Raw genomic sequence first — 16,713 nt, forward strand, 5'->3', positions numbered from 1 at the left:
GCTCGCGCAGCCAGTCCCACAGCGCCTGGCCCGGCGCGCATCGAGCGACCACGGGCAGCGTGTTGATGAACAGGCCCAGCATCTGCTCGGCGCCCGGCAGGCTCATCGGCCGCCCCGCGACGGTGACGCCGAAGACCAGGTCGCGCTGGCCCGAATGGCGATTCAGCGCCAGCGCCCAGGCCGCCTGCAGCAGCGTGTTGAGCGTCACGCGCGCATGCCGCGCGACCGCCTGCAGGCGCTGCGTGCGCGCCTCGTCGAGCACCGTCTGGCGCTGCCCCCGGCGCGCCGCCGGCGGCAGCTCGCGCGGCACGGCATGGCCGATGCGCGTGGGTTCGTCGAGCACGGCCAGCCGCTCGCGCCAGTAGGCCAGGCTGGCCTGCGCGTCGCGTCCGCCGAGCCACTGGATGTAGTCGCGGTAGCGCCCCGTGCGCGCCGGCAGCGCGCGGCCGCCGTAGACGGTCAACACCTCGCCGATCAGCTGCGTCTTGCTCCATCCGTCGAGCAGCAGGTGGTGGTTGGTCCACACCAGGTGATGCGCCTGCGCGCCCGTGCGCACCAGCACCAGCCGCAGCAGCGGCGGCTGCGCCAGATCGAAGCCGCGCTCCAGCTCCTCGCGCGCCAGCGCATCCAGACCGCCCGCCATGTCCTCCCAGCGCCGGCCGTCCTCCACCCGCAGCGGCACCTGCGCCTGCCGCGCCACCCACTGCAGCGGCCGCTCCCCCTGAGCGAGGAAGCCCGTGCGCAGGATCTCGTGGCGCTCCAGCACCGCCTGCCACGCCTGGCGGAAACGCTCCACCTCCAGCCCCTGCACGTCCACCCGCAGCTGCGTCACGTACGCGCTGCCCTCGCGCTCGTACAGGCTGTGGAACAGCATCCCCGCCTGCATCGGCGACAGCGGGTACAGGTCCTCCACCCGCGACGCCCGCAGCCCCAGCGCATCGAGCTCCGCCTGCGCCAGCCGCGCCAGCGGGAAGTCCGAGGGCGTCATGCCCTGCGCGCCGCTCGTGCAGTGCGCGATCAGCCCTTCCAGCTCGCGCTGGAACGCACCCACCCAGGCGCGCACCGCCTGCGCATCGTGGCGCGCGCGGCTGTAACTCACCCTCAGCCGCAGCTCACCCTCGTACACCTGGCCGTTCACCGCGAACTCGTGCGTCAGCGCCGCGTCGGGATGCACCTCGTCGCCGGCCGGCTCGGCCGCCGGCCTCCAGCGCGCCTGCTCGCCGAAGCTGCCGTCGAACTGGCCCAGGTAATTGAACAGCACCTGCGGCCGCGCGCCGGCGCGCAGCGCCTCGCGCTGCGCGGGCGTTCCCATCGTCTTCAGCAGGCCATGGCCCAGCCCGCGGCCGGGCACCGCGCGCAGGGTCTCCTTGACGCGCTGCAAGGCCTCGCCCGGACCGCCCGCGGGCTCCAGCAGCACGGGGTAGACGGTGGTGAACCAGCCCACGGTGCGCGACAGGTCGATGTCGTCGAACAGGTCCTCGCGGCCATGGCCCTCGAGATCGATCGCCACGCGCGGGACGCCGCCCGCCTCGCACAGCGCGCGCGCCAGCGCGGTCAGCAGCAGGTCGTTGACCTGGCTGCGATAGGCCGCGGGCGCGCGCTGCAGCAGCGCCTGCGTGAGCTCGCGCCCGAGCCGGACCTCGACGCTGTCGCGCTCGCGCTGCGTGGCCGGGCCCCGCGGGTTCGCGCAGGCCAGCGCCGGCGCCGCGCGCTGGGCGAGCCAGTGCGCGAGTTCGCCGGCGCGCTCCGGCGCATGCCGCTCGAGCGCGAGCGCCCAGTCCTGGTAGCTGCCGCCGCGCGGCGCGAGCACCGGCGACTGGCCGGCCAGCGCCTGCCCGTAGGCCTCGTCCAGGTCCTGCAGCAGCACGCGCCACGACACGCCGTCGACCACCAGGTGATGGATCGCCAGCAGGAGCCGCGCGCTGCCGTCGGCCACCTCGATGGCCACGGCGCGCAGCAGCGGCCCCGCCTCGATGTCGAGGCTGCGCTGCGCCTGCTGGCAGATCGCCGTGATGCCGGCCGCGTCGTGCGCCTGCCGCAGCCACAGCGATTCGTCGAGTGCCCGCGCATCGAGCGTCGCATGGTCTTGCGTCCAGCGGCCGTCGGCAGCGCGCGCATAGCGCAGCCGCAAGGCATCGTGCCGTGCGATCAGCGCCGCGAGCGAGCGCCGCAGCGCCGGCAGGTCCAGCGGCTGCGCCGCGTGCAGCAGCACCGACTGGTTCCAGTGCCAGCCGGGCACCTCGCGCGCGAGGAAGTCCGCCTGGATCGGCAGCAGCGGGACCGGGCCGCTCGGCAGCGGGCGCTCCCGCCCGGACGCGGCGCCCTCCCGCAGCGGCACGCAGTGCGGTGCGAGCTGCGCGATGGTCTGGGCCTCGAAGAGCTGCCGCGGCGACACCTGCCAGCCCGCGCGGCGCAGCCGCGCCACGATCTGCAGGCTCAGGATCGAGTCGCCGCCGAGCTCGAAGAAGTTGTCGTGCCGACCCGGCTGAGGCTGCCGCAGCACCTCGCTCCAGGCCGCCGCGAGCGCCAGCTCCACCTCGCCTTCGGGCGGCTGCGCGTTCGCCGCGACGGCGGCTGCGATGGGCGGCAGCGCGCGTCGGTCGACCTTGCCGTTGACCGTGCGCGGCAGGCGCGGCAGCAGTGCGATCGCCGCCGGCACCATGTACTCGGGCAGGCGCAGCGCCAGCGCCGCGCGCAGCGCGTCGGCCTGCACCTCGGTGAGCGGCTCCAGGCCGACGTAGGCCACGAGCCGGTTGCGCCCGGCCTCGCCCTGCGCCAGCGCGACGGCCTCGCGCACGCCGGCCTGCGCCAGCAGCGCGAACTCGATCTCGCCGGGTTCGATGCGGAAGCCGCGCACCTTGATCTGGAAATCGGCGCGGCCGATGTACTCGAGCTCGCCGTCGGCGCGCCAGCGCACCAGGTCGCCGCTGCGGTAGAGCCGCTCCCCGGCCTGGCCGAAGGGATCGGCCACGTAGCGTTCCGCCGTCAGCGCCGGGCGTTCGAGGTAGCCGCGCGCCAGGCCGGTGCCGCCGATGTAGAGCTCGCCGACCGCGCCCGGCGGCACCGGGCGCAGATCGGCGTCGAGCACGCGCACGCGGCGCGCACCCACGGGCCGTCCGATGGGCGCATAGGCGCCCGACGCCGCGTCCGCGCGATCGCAGCGCCAGACGCAGGGGCTCACGACCGCCTCGGTCGGGCCGTAGGAATTGGCCAGCCATTGCGGCCTGAAGGCATCGAACACGAGCGCGATGTCCTCGGCCGGCAGCGCCTCGCCGCCCGCGATGCACACGCGCAGCGGCAATCGACCGCCCGCGTGGGCCTGCGCCAGCTCGCGCAGGTAGGCCGGCGGGAAGTGCACGACGCTGACCTGCCGCTCGGCGATCAGCCGCGCCATCTCGTCGAGCGCCCATTCGTGCTCGCGCAGCACCACCACCGACGCGCCCGCCGCCAGCGGCGCCATCCATTGCGAGCCCGCGGCGTCGAAGTTGATCGAGGCCGCCAGCAGGCAGCGATCGTCGTCGCGCAAGCCGAAGCGCGGCCCGACGGCCGCGATGTGCATCGCGAGCGCGCCATGCGACACCGCCACGCCCTTGGGCACGCCGGTCGAGCCCGAGGTGTAGATCACGTAGGCCAGGTCCTCGGCATGCAGCGGCAGCGCGGGCGCCGCGTCGGACGCGCCCGCCACGGCCGCGTCGTCGAGGTCGAGCAGCCGCACGCCGGCCGGCCAGGCCGCGACCTTCGCATCGTCGGCACGGCCCAGCAGCACGGAGATGCCGCTGTCGGCCGCGATCCGCGCCAGCCGGTCGGCGGGATACGCGGGGTCCAGCGGCACGTAGGCCGCACCCGCCTTCCAGATCGCCAGCAGGCCGGCCAGCATGTCGGCCGAGCGCCGCAGCGCGATGCCCACGCGTTCGCCGCGCCCCACGCCGCCGGCGATCAGTGCCTGGGCGATCCGGTTGGCGCGCCGCTGCAGGCCGTCGCGCGTCCATGCGGTCTCGCCGCAGCACACCGCCGGCGCATCGGGCTGCTGCGCCGCCAGGCGCGCGAGCAGCGAAGGCAGCAGGCGGGCCGCCGCGGGTGCGGGGTCGCCGCCCTCGCCCTGCGCCCAGCAGCCGCTGCGCGGCCTGCGGCTCGAGCAGGTCCAGCGCGCCCACGGGCCGTGCCGCGGACCGCGCGAGCGCGGCCAGCAGCCGCAGCAGCTGGTCGGACAGCTCGGCGATGCGCCCGGCATCGAAGCTGCGCGTGGCATGGCCGAACTTGAACGAGAGCACCTCGCCCTGGTGCACGGCCACGGTGAGCCCGTAGTGCGTCTCCTCGCGCACCGCCGCCTCGCCGAAGACCGCCCCACCCGGCGCACCGGCCCGGCGCAGCGCCTCGTCGACGGGATAGCTCTCGAACACGACGATGCTGTCGAACAGCGACTGCCCCCCCTGCCCGGCCCAGCGCTGGATGTCGTTGAGCGCCGCGTGCTCGTGCTCGCGGGCCGCCAGGCCGCGCGCGAGGATGCCACGCAGCCAGTCGCCGACCGGCAGGGCGGCGGGCACCTCCACCGCCGTGGGCAGCGTGTTGATGAACAGGCCCAGCGTGCGCTGCGACTGCGGCAGGTCCGCGGGACGGCCGGCCACGGTCGCGCCGAAGACCACGTGGCGCTGGCCGGTATGGCGGCTCAGCAGCAGCGCCCAGGCGGCCTGCACCAGCGTGTTGAGCGTGACGCGCTGCGCGCGCGCGAATTCCACCAGCGCCGCGGTGCCGGCCGCATCGAGCGCCACGCGGTGATGGCGGTAGGGCACGGCGTCGGCGGCCACGGCGGGCAGGGCCTCGGCCAGCAGCGTCGGGGCCTCGAGCCGCGACAGCTCGCGGCGCCAGAAATCCGCGTCGGCCCGCGCGTCGCGCGCGTCGAGCCAGCCGATGTAGTCGCGGTAGCGGCCGGCCGCCTCGGGCCGCAGCCCCGCGTAGTGCGTGAGCACGTCGCCCATGAGCTGGCTCGCGCTCCATCCGTCGAGCAGCAGGTGGTGGTTGGTCCACACCAGGTGATGCGCCTGCGCGCCCGTGCGCACCAGCACCAGCCGCAGCAGCGGCGGCTGCGCCAGATCGAAGCCGCGCTCCAGCTCCTCGCGCGCCAGCGCATCCAGACCGCCCGCCATGTCCTCCCAGCGCCGGCCGTCCTCCACCCGCAGCGGCACCTGCGCCTGCCGCGCCACCCACTGCAGCGGCCGCTCCCCCTGCGCGAGGAAGCCCGTGCGCAGGATCTCGTGGCGCTCCAGCACCGCCTGCCACGCCTGGCGGAAACGCTCCACCTCCAGCCCCTGCACGTCCACCCGCAGCTGCGTCACGTACGCGCTGCCCTCGCGCTCGTACAGGCTGTGGAACAGCATCCCCGCCTGCATCGGCGACAGCGGGTACAGGTCCTCCACCCGCGACGCCCGCAGCCCCAGCGCATCGAGCTCCGACTGCGCCAGCCGCGCCAGCGGGAAGTCCGAGGGCGTCATGCCCTGCGCGCCGCTCGTGCAGTGCGCGATCAGCCCTTCCAGCTCGCGCTGGAACGCACCCACCCAGGCGCACACCGCCTGCGCATCGTGGCGCGCGCGGCTGTAGCTCACCCTCAGCCTCAGCTCGCCCTCGTACACCTGGCCATTCACCGCGAACTCGTGCGTCAGCGGCACCTGCTCATCGACCAGGGCGCCGGCCGATTCCTCGGCCGGCATCCACGGCGCGCCCTCCTCGAAGCTGCCGTCGAACTGCCCGAGGTAGTTGAAGACGACCTGCGCCCGCGGCACCGCCCGCAGCGCCTGCCGCTGCGCTTCGGTGCCCATGTGCCGGAAGACGCCGAAGCCCAGTCCCTTGTCCGGGATCCGGCGCAGGTCCTCCTTCACGCGCGCGATGGCCGCGCCGGGCTCGCCGAGCGGGTGCAGCGCGACCGGGAACAGGCTGGTGAACCAGCCCACGCTGCGCGACAGGTCGATGCCCTCGAACAGGTCCTCGCGGCCGTGGCCCTCGAGGTCGATCAGGATCGACTCGTGCCCGCCCCAGGCGCACAGCGCGCGGCCCAGCGCCGTCAGCAGCAGATCGTTGACCTGCGTGCGATAGGCGGCCGGTGCGTCCTTCAGCAGCGCCTGCGTGCGTGCCCGGTCGAGCTGCAGCACCACGCTCTCCAGGTCGGCCGTGCGGTTGTCCGCCTCCGGGCGGGCACAGGGCAACGCGAACGGCGTGGCCTCCAGCGCCCGCCAGAAGTCCGGCGCGCCGTCATGCGCGGCGGCGTGGGCCCGCAGAGCGAGCGCCATGTCCTTGTAGCTGCTGGTCTTCGGCGGCAGCGACACGGCCTGACCGGCGCGGCACTGCGCGTAGGCGGCCTGCAGGTCCTCGAGCAGGATGCGCCACGAGACCCCGTCGACCACCAGGTGGTGGATCGCCAGCAGCAGGCGCCAGCTGCCGTCGCCGACCTCGATGGCCAGCACGCGCAGCAGCGGGCCCCGTTCGATGTCGAGGCTGCGCTGCGCTTCGTCGCACAGCCGCTCGATCTGCGCGGCGTCGCGCGCCTGCCTCACCCACAGCAGGGGCTGCGCCTCGCACGCAGCCAGGGGCGCGTAGGCCTGGCGCCAGATGCCGTCCTCGCCGCGCGCGTAGCGCAGGCGCAGGCTGTCGTGCTGGCGCAGCAGCGCGGCCAGCGCGCGTTCGAGCGCCGCCGGCGCCAGCGGGTCGCGGCTTCGCAGCAGCACGGCCTGGTTCCAGTGGCGCGAAGGCATCTGCTGCGCGAAGAAGGCCGACTGGATCGGCAGCAGCGGCACCTCGCCCTCGGCCAGCGCGTCGGCGCCGTGAAGCGCCACCTCGGCCGGCTCGGCGACGAGCGCGAGCTGCGCCACGGTCTGCCGCTCGAACAGCTGGCGCGGCGTGATCTTCCAGCCCGCCTGGCGCGCGCGCGCGACGATCTGCAGGCTCAGGATCGAGTCGCCGCCGAGCTCGAAGAAGTTGTCGTTGCGCCCGACCCGCGGCAGGCCGAGCACCGCCACCCAGAGGCCCGCGAGTATCCGCTCGACCTCGCCCTGCGCGGCCTCGTGCGCGTCGGCGCCGGCGAAACTCGGCGCCGGCAGCGCCGCGCGGTCGACCTTGCCGGCGCCGTTCAGCGGCAGCGCCTCGAGGACGACGAGCGCGGCCGGCACCATGTAGTCGGGCAGCACCCGGCCCAGGCGCTCGCGCAGCGCCTGCGCGTCGATGCGTTCGCCGGGCAGCGGCGACACGTAGCCCACGAGCCGCGAGCCGCTCGCGCCCTTGCGCGCCACGACCACGGCCTCCTGCACCTCGGGCTGCGCGAGCAGTTGCGCCTCGACCTCGCCGAGCTCGATGCGGAAGCCGCGGATCTTCACCTGGTGGTCGATGCGTCCCAGGTACTCCATCTGGCCGTCGGTGCCCCAGCGCACCAGGTCGCCGGTGCGGTAGAGCCGGCCGCCGGGCGCGCCGAAGGGGTCGGCCACGAAGCGCTCCGCGCTCAGGCCCGGCCGGTTCAGGTAGCCGCGCGCGAGGCCGTGTCCGCCCAGGTAGAGCTCGCCCGCCACGCCCTCGGGCACCAGCGACAGCCGCGCATCGAGCACGTAGGCGGTGCGGTCGCCGACCAGCCGCCCGATCGGCATGTAGGCCGCGTCGAACGCGGTGCCGGGCCCGGCCTTGGCGATCATCGGCGTGATGACCGTCTCGGTCGGACCGTAGCCGTTGATGATCCGCGGCGGCCGCAGCACCGATTGCACCAGCTCGAGACTGGTGCGCGGCATGGCTTCGCCACCCACGGTGTAGGAACGGATCGGCAGCCGGCTGGCCGCCTCGCCCACGAGTTCCGCGATCTGGTGCAGGTAGCTCGGCGTGAAGCAGGCGATGGTGATGCCGTGCCGCTCGATCTCGGCGCAGGTGCGTTCCACCGACCAGACCTCCTCGTCGCGCGGCATCAGCGCGCTGCCGAAGGCCAGCGGCACCCAGGTGCGTTCGTGCGCGCCGTCGAAGCTGATGGAGGCGAACTGCAGCTCGCGGTCCTGCGGCGTCATGCCGTAGGCCTCGCCGATGGACCGCACGTGCATCGACAACGGTCCGTGCGCCACGGCCACGCCCTTGGGCTTGCCGGTGGAACCCGAGGTGTAGATCACATAGGCCAGGTGGGCGGCGTGCACCGGCACGCCGGGGTCGTGCGCGGGCCCCGCGTCGAGGTCGAGCGTGTCGAGCGCGAGCGTGCGCGGCGCGGCGATCCGCCGCCCCGCCTCGCCGTCGCTCAGCAGCCATCCGATGCCGCTGTCCTCGACCATGTACGCCAGGCGCTCGGGCGGATAGGTCGGGTCGAGCGGAACGTAGGCGCCGCCCGCCTTCAGGATCGCGAGCAGCGCGACCACCATGTCGGCCGAACGCCGTACCGCGAGGCCGACCCTCGACTCGGGCTGCACGCCCAGCGCGATCAGCCGGTGCGCGAGCCTGTTGGCGCGCGCGTTCAGCGCGGCATAGCTCAGTTGCCGCGCGCCGAAGATCAGGGCGGTCGCGTCGGGCCGCAGCGCGGCCTGGCGCTCGACCAGCCGGTGCACCGGCTCGCCGTCGAACCAGGCCGGCGCGTTGGTGCCCCAGGCGCCGAGCCGTTCGCGCTCGGCCGGCGCCAGCAGCTCGGCATCGATCAGCGGCCGCGTCGCGCCCGACGCCAATGCGTCGTGGACATGGCGCAGCGCGCGCTGCATGCGGTCGCAGAGGCCGCGCGCGTCGACCGCCGCATCGACCTGCACGATCAGCTCGAAGCCGTCGGCGCGGTCGTTCACCGCCAGCGCGAACGGATAGTTCGACGCCTGCCTGAACGCGAGGTGCTCGACACCTTCCCAGGCGGCGTCGTGGGCTTGGTCGTCCTCGCGGTTCGCGATGTGCAGGTAGTTGATCAGCGCCGCGAACAGTGGCGTGCCCTTGGGCAGCCCGCTGCATCGCTGCGCCAGCGTCAGGGGCGTGTGCTCGTGGTGCAGCAGCCCGGTGAGCGCGGCATGCGTCTCGCGCAGGCAGGCGGCCGCGCCGAGCCGCCCCAGTCGCACGCGCAGCGGCAGCGTGTTGATGAACATGCCGAGCGCCCGCGCGCCGCCCTCGCCGGCGCGCGTTCGACCGGACAGCACGGTGCCGAACACCACGTCGTCGCGGCCCGTCGTCCTGGCCAGCACCAGGGCCCACGCCAGGTGGAACAGGGTCGCGGCCCCCACGCCCGCGCGCCGGGCCTGCCGGCGCAATCCATCCGCGAGACCGGCGTCGAGCCGCAGCCGGGCCTCGACCAGCGCGCTGCCGTCGCCGCGCACATCGAGCAGGTCGAAGGGCGCGGTGGGCTCGGTCACGTCGCCGAGCATGGCGTCGAAGAAGGCCTGCGCCTCGGCCGGTCCCGCGCCCCGGCGCGCCTGCGCGACGAAACGGTGGAAGGGCATGGGGGCGGAGAGCGCGTCGTGCCGGCCGCGCATCACCAGCGCGATCTCCTCCACGAGCACTTCGATGGAGGCATGGTCGAGCACCAGGTGATGGCTGGGCAGCTGCAGCAGCCAGCGCCCGTTCGCCCGGTCGTGCGCGGCGATGGCGCGCAGCATCGGCGCGCGGCGCACGTCGATGCGGTAGCGCGCGGGCGCCACGTGGGCCTGCAGCAGCGCGGCGACGTCCTCGCCGGGCGCCGCGTCGAGCCACTCCAGGGCCACCCCGGCGCGGCGGTGGACCACCTGCAAGGGCTCGGGCAGGTCCTCCCACAGCACGGCGGTGCGCAGGATGTCGTGGCGCGCGATCACCTCGTTCAGGCTCGCGACGAAATCCGCGAGCCGCGCCTCGCCGTCGAAGGCCAGCAGGAAGGCATTGACGTAGACATCGCCCTCGGCCTGCATCAGGTGGTGGAACAGGATCCCCTCCTGCAGCGGCGCGAGCGGATAGATGTCCTGGATGTTGGCGGCACCGCCCGGCACCTCGGCCTCGATGCGTCGCAACTGGCCCGGCGTCAGCCCGATCAGCGGGAGCATGCCGGGCTCGATGGCCGCGCAGCCCTCGGGAATGCGGCCCGCCGAGTCGGGGACCGGCGCCGGCGCCTCGGCCGCGGACACCAGCGCCTGGGCCAGGTCGGACAGCCGGGGCTTCTGGAACACGCTGCGCACCTCGAGGTGCCAGCCCTCGCGCAGCACGCGCTCGACCATCCGGATGGCGAGCAGCGAGTGGCCGCCGAGGTCGAAGAAGCTGTCGTGGCGCCCCACGCGCTCCACGTCCAGCACCTGCGCCCAGATGGTCGCCAGCGCCTGCTCCGCCTCCCCCTGCGGCGCCTCGTACGCCTGCTGCGCGTCCTGCTCGGGCTGCGGCAACTGCTTGCGGTCCACCTTGCCGTTCATGTTCAGCGGCAAGCGCTCCAGCACCACCAGCGCCCCGGGCACCATGTACTCCGGCAGCACCCGCCCCAGCCGCTCGCGCAGCCGCGCCGGGTCCAGCCCCGGCTCGCCCACCTGCGCCTGCGCCGACACGTACCCCACCAGCCGCGCACCGCCCGCGCCCTCCTTCGCCACCACCACGGCCTCGCGCACCCCGGGCTGCGCCAGCAGCTGCTCCTCGATCTCCCCGAGCTCGATGCGGAAGCCCCGGATCTTGATCTGGTGGTCCACGCGCCCCAGGTACTGCAGCCGCCCGTCCGCGCTCCAGCGCACCATGTCGCCCGTGCGGTACAGCCGCTCCCCCCGCGCGCCGAACGGATCGGCCAGGAAGCGCTCCGCGCTCAGCCCCGGGCGCCCCAGATAGCCGCGCGCCAGCCCCACGCCGCCGATGTAGAGCTCGCCCGCCACGCCGCGCGGCACCGCCCGCAGCCCGGCGTCGAGCACGCGCAGCTGCGTCGCGGCGATGGCTTCGCCGATGCCGGGATGACCCTGCGCCACGCGCTGCGCGCTCGACCAGATCGTGGTCTCCGTCGGGCCGTACATGTTCCAGAGTTCGACGCCCAGGCCGTGCAGGTCATCGGCCAGGTCGGACTGCAGCGCCTCGCCGCCGCACAGGCCCTTGAACCCGCGCAACGGCGCCGACGGCCAGCCTGCCGCGCGCAGCAGCCGCCAGCCCGCGGGCGTCGACTGCACCACGGTCGCGCCGCTGTCCTCCACCAGCCGCGCCAGCGCGCGCCCGTCGCGCACCGTTGCCTGCGACGCCAGCACGATGCGCGCGCCACGGCTCAGCGGCAGGTACAGCTCCAGCGCCGCGATGTCGAAGGACAGCGAGGTCACCGCCACCAGCACGTCGTCGCTGCCCAGCCCCGGCGCCTGCTGCATGCTCAGGATGAAGTGCGACAGCGCCTCGTGACGCACCATCACCCCCTTGGGCTTGCCCGTCGAGCCCGAGGTGTAGATCACGTACGCCAGGTGCTCGGCATGCAGCGGCACGTCGGGGTCGTGCACCGGCTCGCCCGCGAGGTCGAGCCCCCGCAGCGCGAGCACCGCCACGTCACCCAGCCGCTGCGCTCCAGCGCCTTCGTCGGCCTCCACCAGCAGCAGCGACACCCCGCTGTCGCGCACCATGTAGTCCAGCCGCTCGCGCGGGTACTCCGGGTCCAGCGGCAGGTAGGCCGCTCCCGCCTTCAGGATCGCGAGCACGCCCACCACCATGTCCACGCCGCGCGGCACCGCGATCCCCACCCGGGCCTGCGGTCCCACGCCCAGCGCCATCAGCCGGTGCGCGAGCCGGTTGGCGCGCTCGTTCAGTTGCGCGTAGCTCAGCGACACATCGCCGAACACCAGCGCCACCGCGTCGGGGCGCCGCGCCGCCTGGCGCTCGATGAGCCGGTGCACCGGCTCCACGGCCGCGAAGCGCTGTCCGTTGACCCCGTCGCGCAGCAGCGCATCGCCCTCCTCGCGCCCGTACAGCAAAACGTCGCCCACCGCCTGCTCCGGCGCCTGCGCCAGCGCCTCCAGCAGCGCCATGTAGTGACCCGACAGCCGCTCGATCGTCCGCGCCTCGAACAGCTCCCGCGCATAGACGAACGCCAGTCGGATCGCGCCGGTCTCGTCCTGCACGGCATTGAGGCTCAGTTCGAACTGCGCGGCCTGCTCGCCCAGCGCGTAGTCCCGCGCCGAGAGAGCGGCCGCCGGACGCAGGGCCTGACGGTCCTGGTGCTGGAAATTCATCATGACCTGGAACAGCGGGCTGTGGCCCATGCTGCGCTCGGGCTGCAGCGCCTCGACCAGCTGCTCGAACGGCAGGTCCTGGTGCGCCTGCGCGCCGAGTGCCGCCTGCACGGCCTGCGCGAGCACCTCGCGCATCGGCATGCGCGCGCCGACATGGCCGCGCAGCACCTGGGTGTTGGCGAAGAAGCCCACCACGCCCTCGGTCTCGGCGCGGTGGCGGTTGGCCACCGGCACGCCGACGCGGATGTCCTCCTGCCCCGTGTGCCGGTGCAGCAGCACCTGGAAGGCCGCCAGCAGCGCCATGAAGAGCGTGGCGCCCTGGGCCTGCGCACCCTGTTGCAGCCGTGCCGCCAGCGCCGGCGGAACCGCCAGCGCGTGCTGCGCCGCCAGATAGCCGCCCTCGGCCTTGCGCGGATGGTCGTTCGGCAGCTGCAGCACCGGCTGTGCGTCGCCCAGCTGCGCGCGCCAGTAGGCCAGTTGCCGCTCGCGCTCGCCGGCCTCCATCCAGTGCTGCTGCCAGGCCGCGTAGTCGGTGTAGCGGACCGGCAGGGCCGGCAGCGCGGCCTCGCGCCCCTCCACGCGGGCGCCGTACAGCGCCATGCATTCGTTCACCAGGACCCGCATCGACCAGCCGTCGGAGACGATGTGGTGCATCACCACCACCAGCACGTGCTCGTCCGCGGCCAGCCGGATCACGCTCGCGCGCAGCAGCGGTCCCCGCGTCAGATCGAAAGGCAAGGCGTTCACCCGGTTCGCGGCCTCCGCGGCCAGCGCCTCGCGCCGCGAGGCCTCGGCCGTGCCCAGGTCGACCAGCGGGATCTCCAGCGCCGCGGCCGGCAGCGTCACCTGCTCGGCCAGGCCGTCCTCGGTGGGCACGAACACCGTGCGCAGCGCGGCATGGCGCGCGACCAGTGCCTCGAAGGCCGAAGCCAGCGCGTCGAGGTCGAGCGCGCCGCGCAGGCGCAGGCCGCCGGCGATGTGATAGGCCGTGCTCGCGGCATCGAGCTTCCAGAGGAACCACTGGCGGCGCTGCGCATACGACAGCGGCTCGGGCGTTCCCGGCGCGACATCGCTCGCGACGATCGGGAACTGCCCGATGCTCAGGCCCTCGGCGCGGATCTTCTGGAACACCGCGCGACGCTGTGGCGCGGACAGGTGCGCGAAGCGCTCCGCGATGCGTCGGGTCATCGTGCCGTTCATCAAACTTCTCCCAGGCTGTCTATGAATGCGTCGACGGACGACAGCGCGTCGTCGGTCCCGCCCTGCGTCGCCGCCGCGGCGCGCGATGCCATGTCCTTGAGGACCGGATGGCGGAATACGTCCTGGATGGCGATGTCGGCGCGCATCGAGGACTGGGCTCGGGCCACGAGCTGGATGGCGAGCAGCGAGTGGCCGCCGAGGTCGAAGAAGCTGTCGTGCCGCCCCACGCGCTCCACGTCCAGCACCTGCGCCCAGATGGCCGCGAGCGCCTGCTCCACCTCGCCTTGCGGTGCTTCGTAGGCCTGTTGCGCGCCCTGTGCCAGCTCGGGCAGCTGCTTGCGATCGACCTTGCCATTCACATTCAGCGGCAGCGCCGGCAGCACGGCAATGGTCGCAGGCACCATGTATTCGGGCAGCGCCCGAGCCAGCTGCATTCGCAGGCCGGCGGCGTCCAGGTCCTGGCCGGACCGTGGCGACACGTAGGCCAGCAGCCGCGCACCGCCCGCGCCCTCCTTCGCCACCACCACGGCCTCGCGCACCCCGGGCTGCGCCAGCAGCTGCTCCTCGATCTCCCCGAGCTCGATGCGGAAGCCCCGGATCTTGATCTGGTGGTCCACGCGCCCCAGGTACTGCAGCCGCCCGTCCGCGCTCCAGCGCACCATGTCGCCCGTGCGGTACAGCCGCTCCCCGCGCGCGCCGAACGGATCGGCCAGGAAGCGCTCCGCGCTCAGCCCCGGGCGCCCCAGATAGCCGCGCGCCAGCCCCACGCCGCCGATGTAGAGCTCGCCCGCCACGCCGCGCGGCACCGCCCGCAGCCCGGCGTCCAGCACGCGCAGTTGCGTCGCGGCGATGGCTTCGCCGATGCCGGGATGACCCTGCGCCACCCGCTGCGCGCTCGACCAGATCGTGGTCTCCGTCGGGCCGTACATGTTCCAGAGTTCGACGCCCAGACCGTGCAGGTCATCGGCCAGGTCGGACTGCAGCGCCTCGCCGCCGCACAGGCCCTTGAACCCGCGCAAGGGCGCCGACGGCCAGCCCGCCGCGCGCAGCAGCCGCCAGCCCGCGGGCGTCGACTGCACCACCGTCGCGCCGCTGTCCTCCACCAGCCGCGCCAGCGCGCGCCCGTCGCGCACCGTTGCCTGCGACGCCAGCACGATGCGCGCGCCACGGCTCAGCGGCAGGTACAGCTCCAGCGCCGCGATGTCGAAGGACAGCGAGGTCACCGCCACCAGCACGTCGTCGCTGCCCAGCCCCGGCGCCTGCTGCATGCTCAGGATGAAGTGCGACAGCGCCTCGTGGCGCACCATCACCCCCTTGGGCTTGCCCGTCGAGCCCGAGGTGTAGATCACGTACGCCAGGTGCTCGGCATGCAGCGGCACGTCGGGGTCGTGCACCGGCTCGCCCGACAGGTCGAGCGCGTCGACAGCCAGCACGCGCAAGGCCGCGTCGGCCGCGATGCGCGCCCTCAGGCTGTCCTGCGTCAACAGCAGCGACAGGCCGCTGTCGTTCGCCATGTAGGCCAGCCTGTCCCGCGGATGCTCCGGGTCCAGCGGCACGTACGCCGCGCCCGACTTGAGCACGGCCAGGACGCTCGCCACCATGCCGGCATCGCGCTCCATCACGATGCCGACCTGGGTCCCGGGCCCCGCGCCCGAGGCGATCAGCCGGTGCGCGAGCCGGTTGGCGCGCTCGTTCAGTTGCGCGTAGGTCAGCGACGCCGTGCCGCACACCAATGCCACGGCCTCGGGATTCGAACGGACCTGCTGCTCGATCAGCCGGTGCACGGGCTGCGCATTGGCGAAGCGCAGCGCGTTCAGACCCTGCCGCGGCACCCCGGGGGGCGCCGGCTCGTCGTGCAGCGCCACGTCGCCCACCGCCTGCCCGGGCGCATCGGCCAGCGCCTGCAGCAGTGCCAGATAGTGCCCCGCCATGCGCGCGACGGTGCCGGCCTCGAACAGCTCGCGCGCGTAGCCGAAGACGGCCTTGATCCCGCCCTCCGAATCCTCGATGGCCGTGAGCGTCAGCTCGAACTGCGCGGCCTTGTCGCCGAGCGGGCAGCCCTCCATCCGCAGTCCAGGAAGCGCGCGCAATGCTTCGTAGCCGCCGCGCAGGTAGTTGAACATCACCTGGAACAGCGGCGAATGGCCCATGCTGCGCTCGGGCTGCAGGGCTTCGACCAGCTGCTCGAAAGGCAGGTCCTGGTGCGCCTGCGCGCCGAGCGCCGCCTCGCGCACACTCTCAAGCAAGCGGGCGAACGGCAGGCGGTCATGGACCCGCGCGCGCAGCACCTGCGTGTTGACGAAGAAGCCGATCACGCCCTCGGTCTCGGACCGGTTGCGGTTGGCCACCGGCACGCCCACGCGGATGTCCTCCTGCCCGGTGTAGCGGTGCAGCAGCGCCTGGAAGGCCGCGAGCAGCAGCATGAACGGCGTGGTGCCGCGCTCCTGCGTCTGGCGCCGCAGCGCCTGCGCCAGCGCGGCCGGCAGTTCGACGGCATGGCTGGCCGCGAGATAACCGCCTTCGGACTTTCTCGGGCGGTCGACCGGAAGTTGCAGCACCGGCTGCTCGGTGCCCAGCTGCTCGCGCCAATAGGCGAGCTGCCGCTCGCGCTCGCCCGCTTCCAGCCAGCGACGCTGCCAGGCGGCGTAGTCGGCGTACTGCACCGGCAGCGGCGGCAGCCGGGGCGCGCCGTCGCCCCTGGCGATGGCGCCGTACTGCGCCACGAACTCGTCGACCAGGATCTGCATCGACCAGCCGTCCGACACGATGTGGTGCATCACCACCATCAGCACGTGCGCCTGTTCGCTCTCGCGGATCACGCTCACGCGCAGCAGCGGGCCGCGCAGCAGATCGAAAGGCTCCCGGCTCACGCCGCGCGCCGCCTCGCCGGCCAGCCCGGCGCGCAGCGCCTCGGGGGCGCCGCTCAGGTCGACGAGCGGAATCTCCAGCACGAGAGCGGGCAGCACCACCTGCTCGGCCAGCCCGTCATCGCCGGCCCTGAACACCGTGCGCAGCGACTCGTGGCGCGCCACCAGCGCCTGGAACGCCAGCCTGAGCGCATCGACATCGAGCGCGCCCTCGAGGCGCAATCCTTCGGCGATGTGATAGGCGGTGCTGGCGGGGTCGAGCCTCCAGAGGAACCACTGGCGGCGCTGCGCGAAGGACAGCGTCGCGCGGTCCGCGGCATCGGTGCTCGGGACCAGCGCCGGCTCGCGCGCTTCGGATGCCGGCAGCCCCTTCAGGCGGCTCGCCAGCAGGGCTTGCTGCGCCGGCGTGAGGCCGGCGCGTCGATCGGACAGTTTTCGGGATGTGGACATGGGGTGAGGAAGATTCGGTCTGCGCGATACGCGCGACCCGCGTGGCGGGCCTCACCCCTGATGACGTATACGGT

Annotated in this window: 2 protein-coding genes; both read right to left on the reverse strand. The window is 73.8% G+C overall.

From position 1 onward, the window contains the following. Positions 1-1,112: 1,112 nt before the first annotated feature. Complete coding sequence (locus tag INQ48_23035; protein ID QRF56218.1) at positions 1,113-13,322, reverse strand: amino acid adenylation domain-containing protein; 12,210 nt, start codon at positions 13,320-13,322, stop codon at positions 1,113-1,115. After that, complete coding sequence (locus INQ48_23040; GenBank protein ID QRF56219.1) at positions 13,322-16,639, reverse strand: amino acid adenylation domain-containing protein; 3,318 nt, start codon at positions 16,637-16,639, stop codon at positions 13,322-13,324. The genes INQ48_23035 and INQ48_23040 overlap by 1 nt, the downstream gene beginning before the upstream one ends. Between the last annotated feature and the right edge of the window lie 74 nt (positions 16,640-16,713).

The organism is Variovorax paradoxus (genome assembly GCA_016806145.1).
Lineage (GTDB): Bacteria > Pseudomonadota > Gammaproteobacteria > Burkholderiales > Burkholderiaceae_C > Variovorax.

What these genes read in the sequence shown, in the direction of transcription:
- INQ48_23035 (QRF56218.1), bottom strand. Translation starts at nt 13,322, where the DNA reads ATGAACGGCACGATGACCCGACGCATCGCGGAGCGCTTCGCGCACCTG.
- INQ48_23040 (QRF56219.1), bottom strand. Translation starts at nt 16,639, where the DNA reads ATGTCCACATCCCGAAAACTGTCCGATCGACGCGCCGGCCTCACGCCG.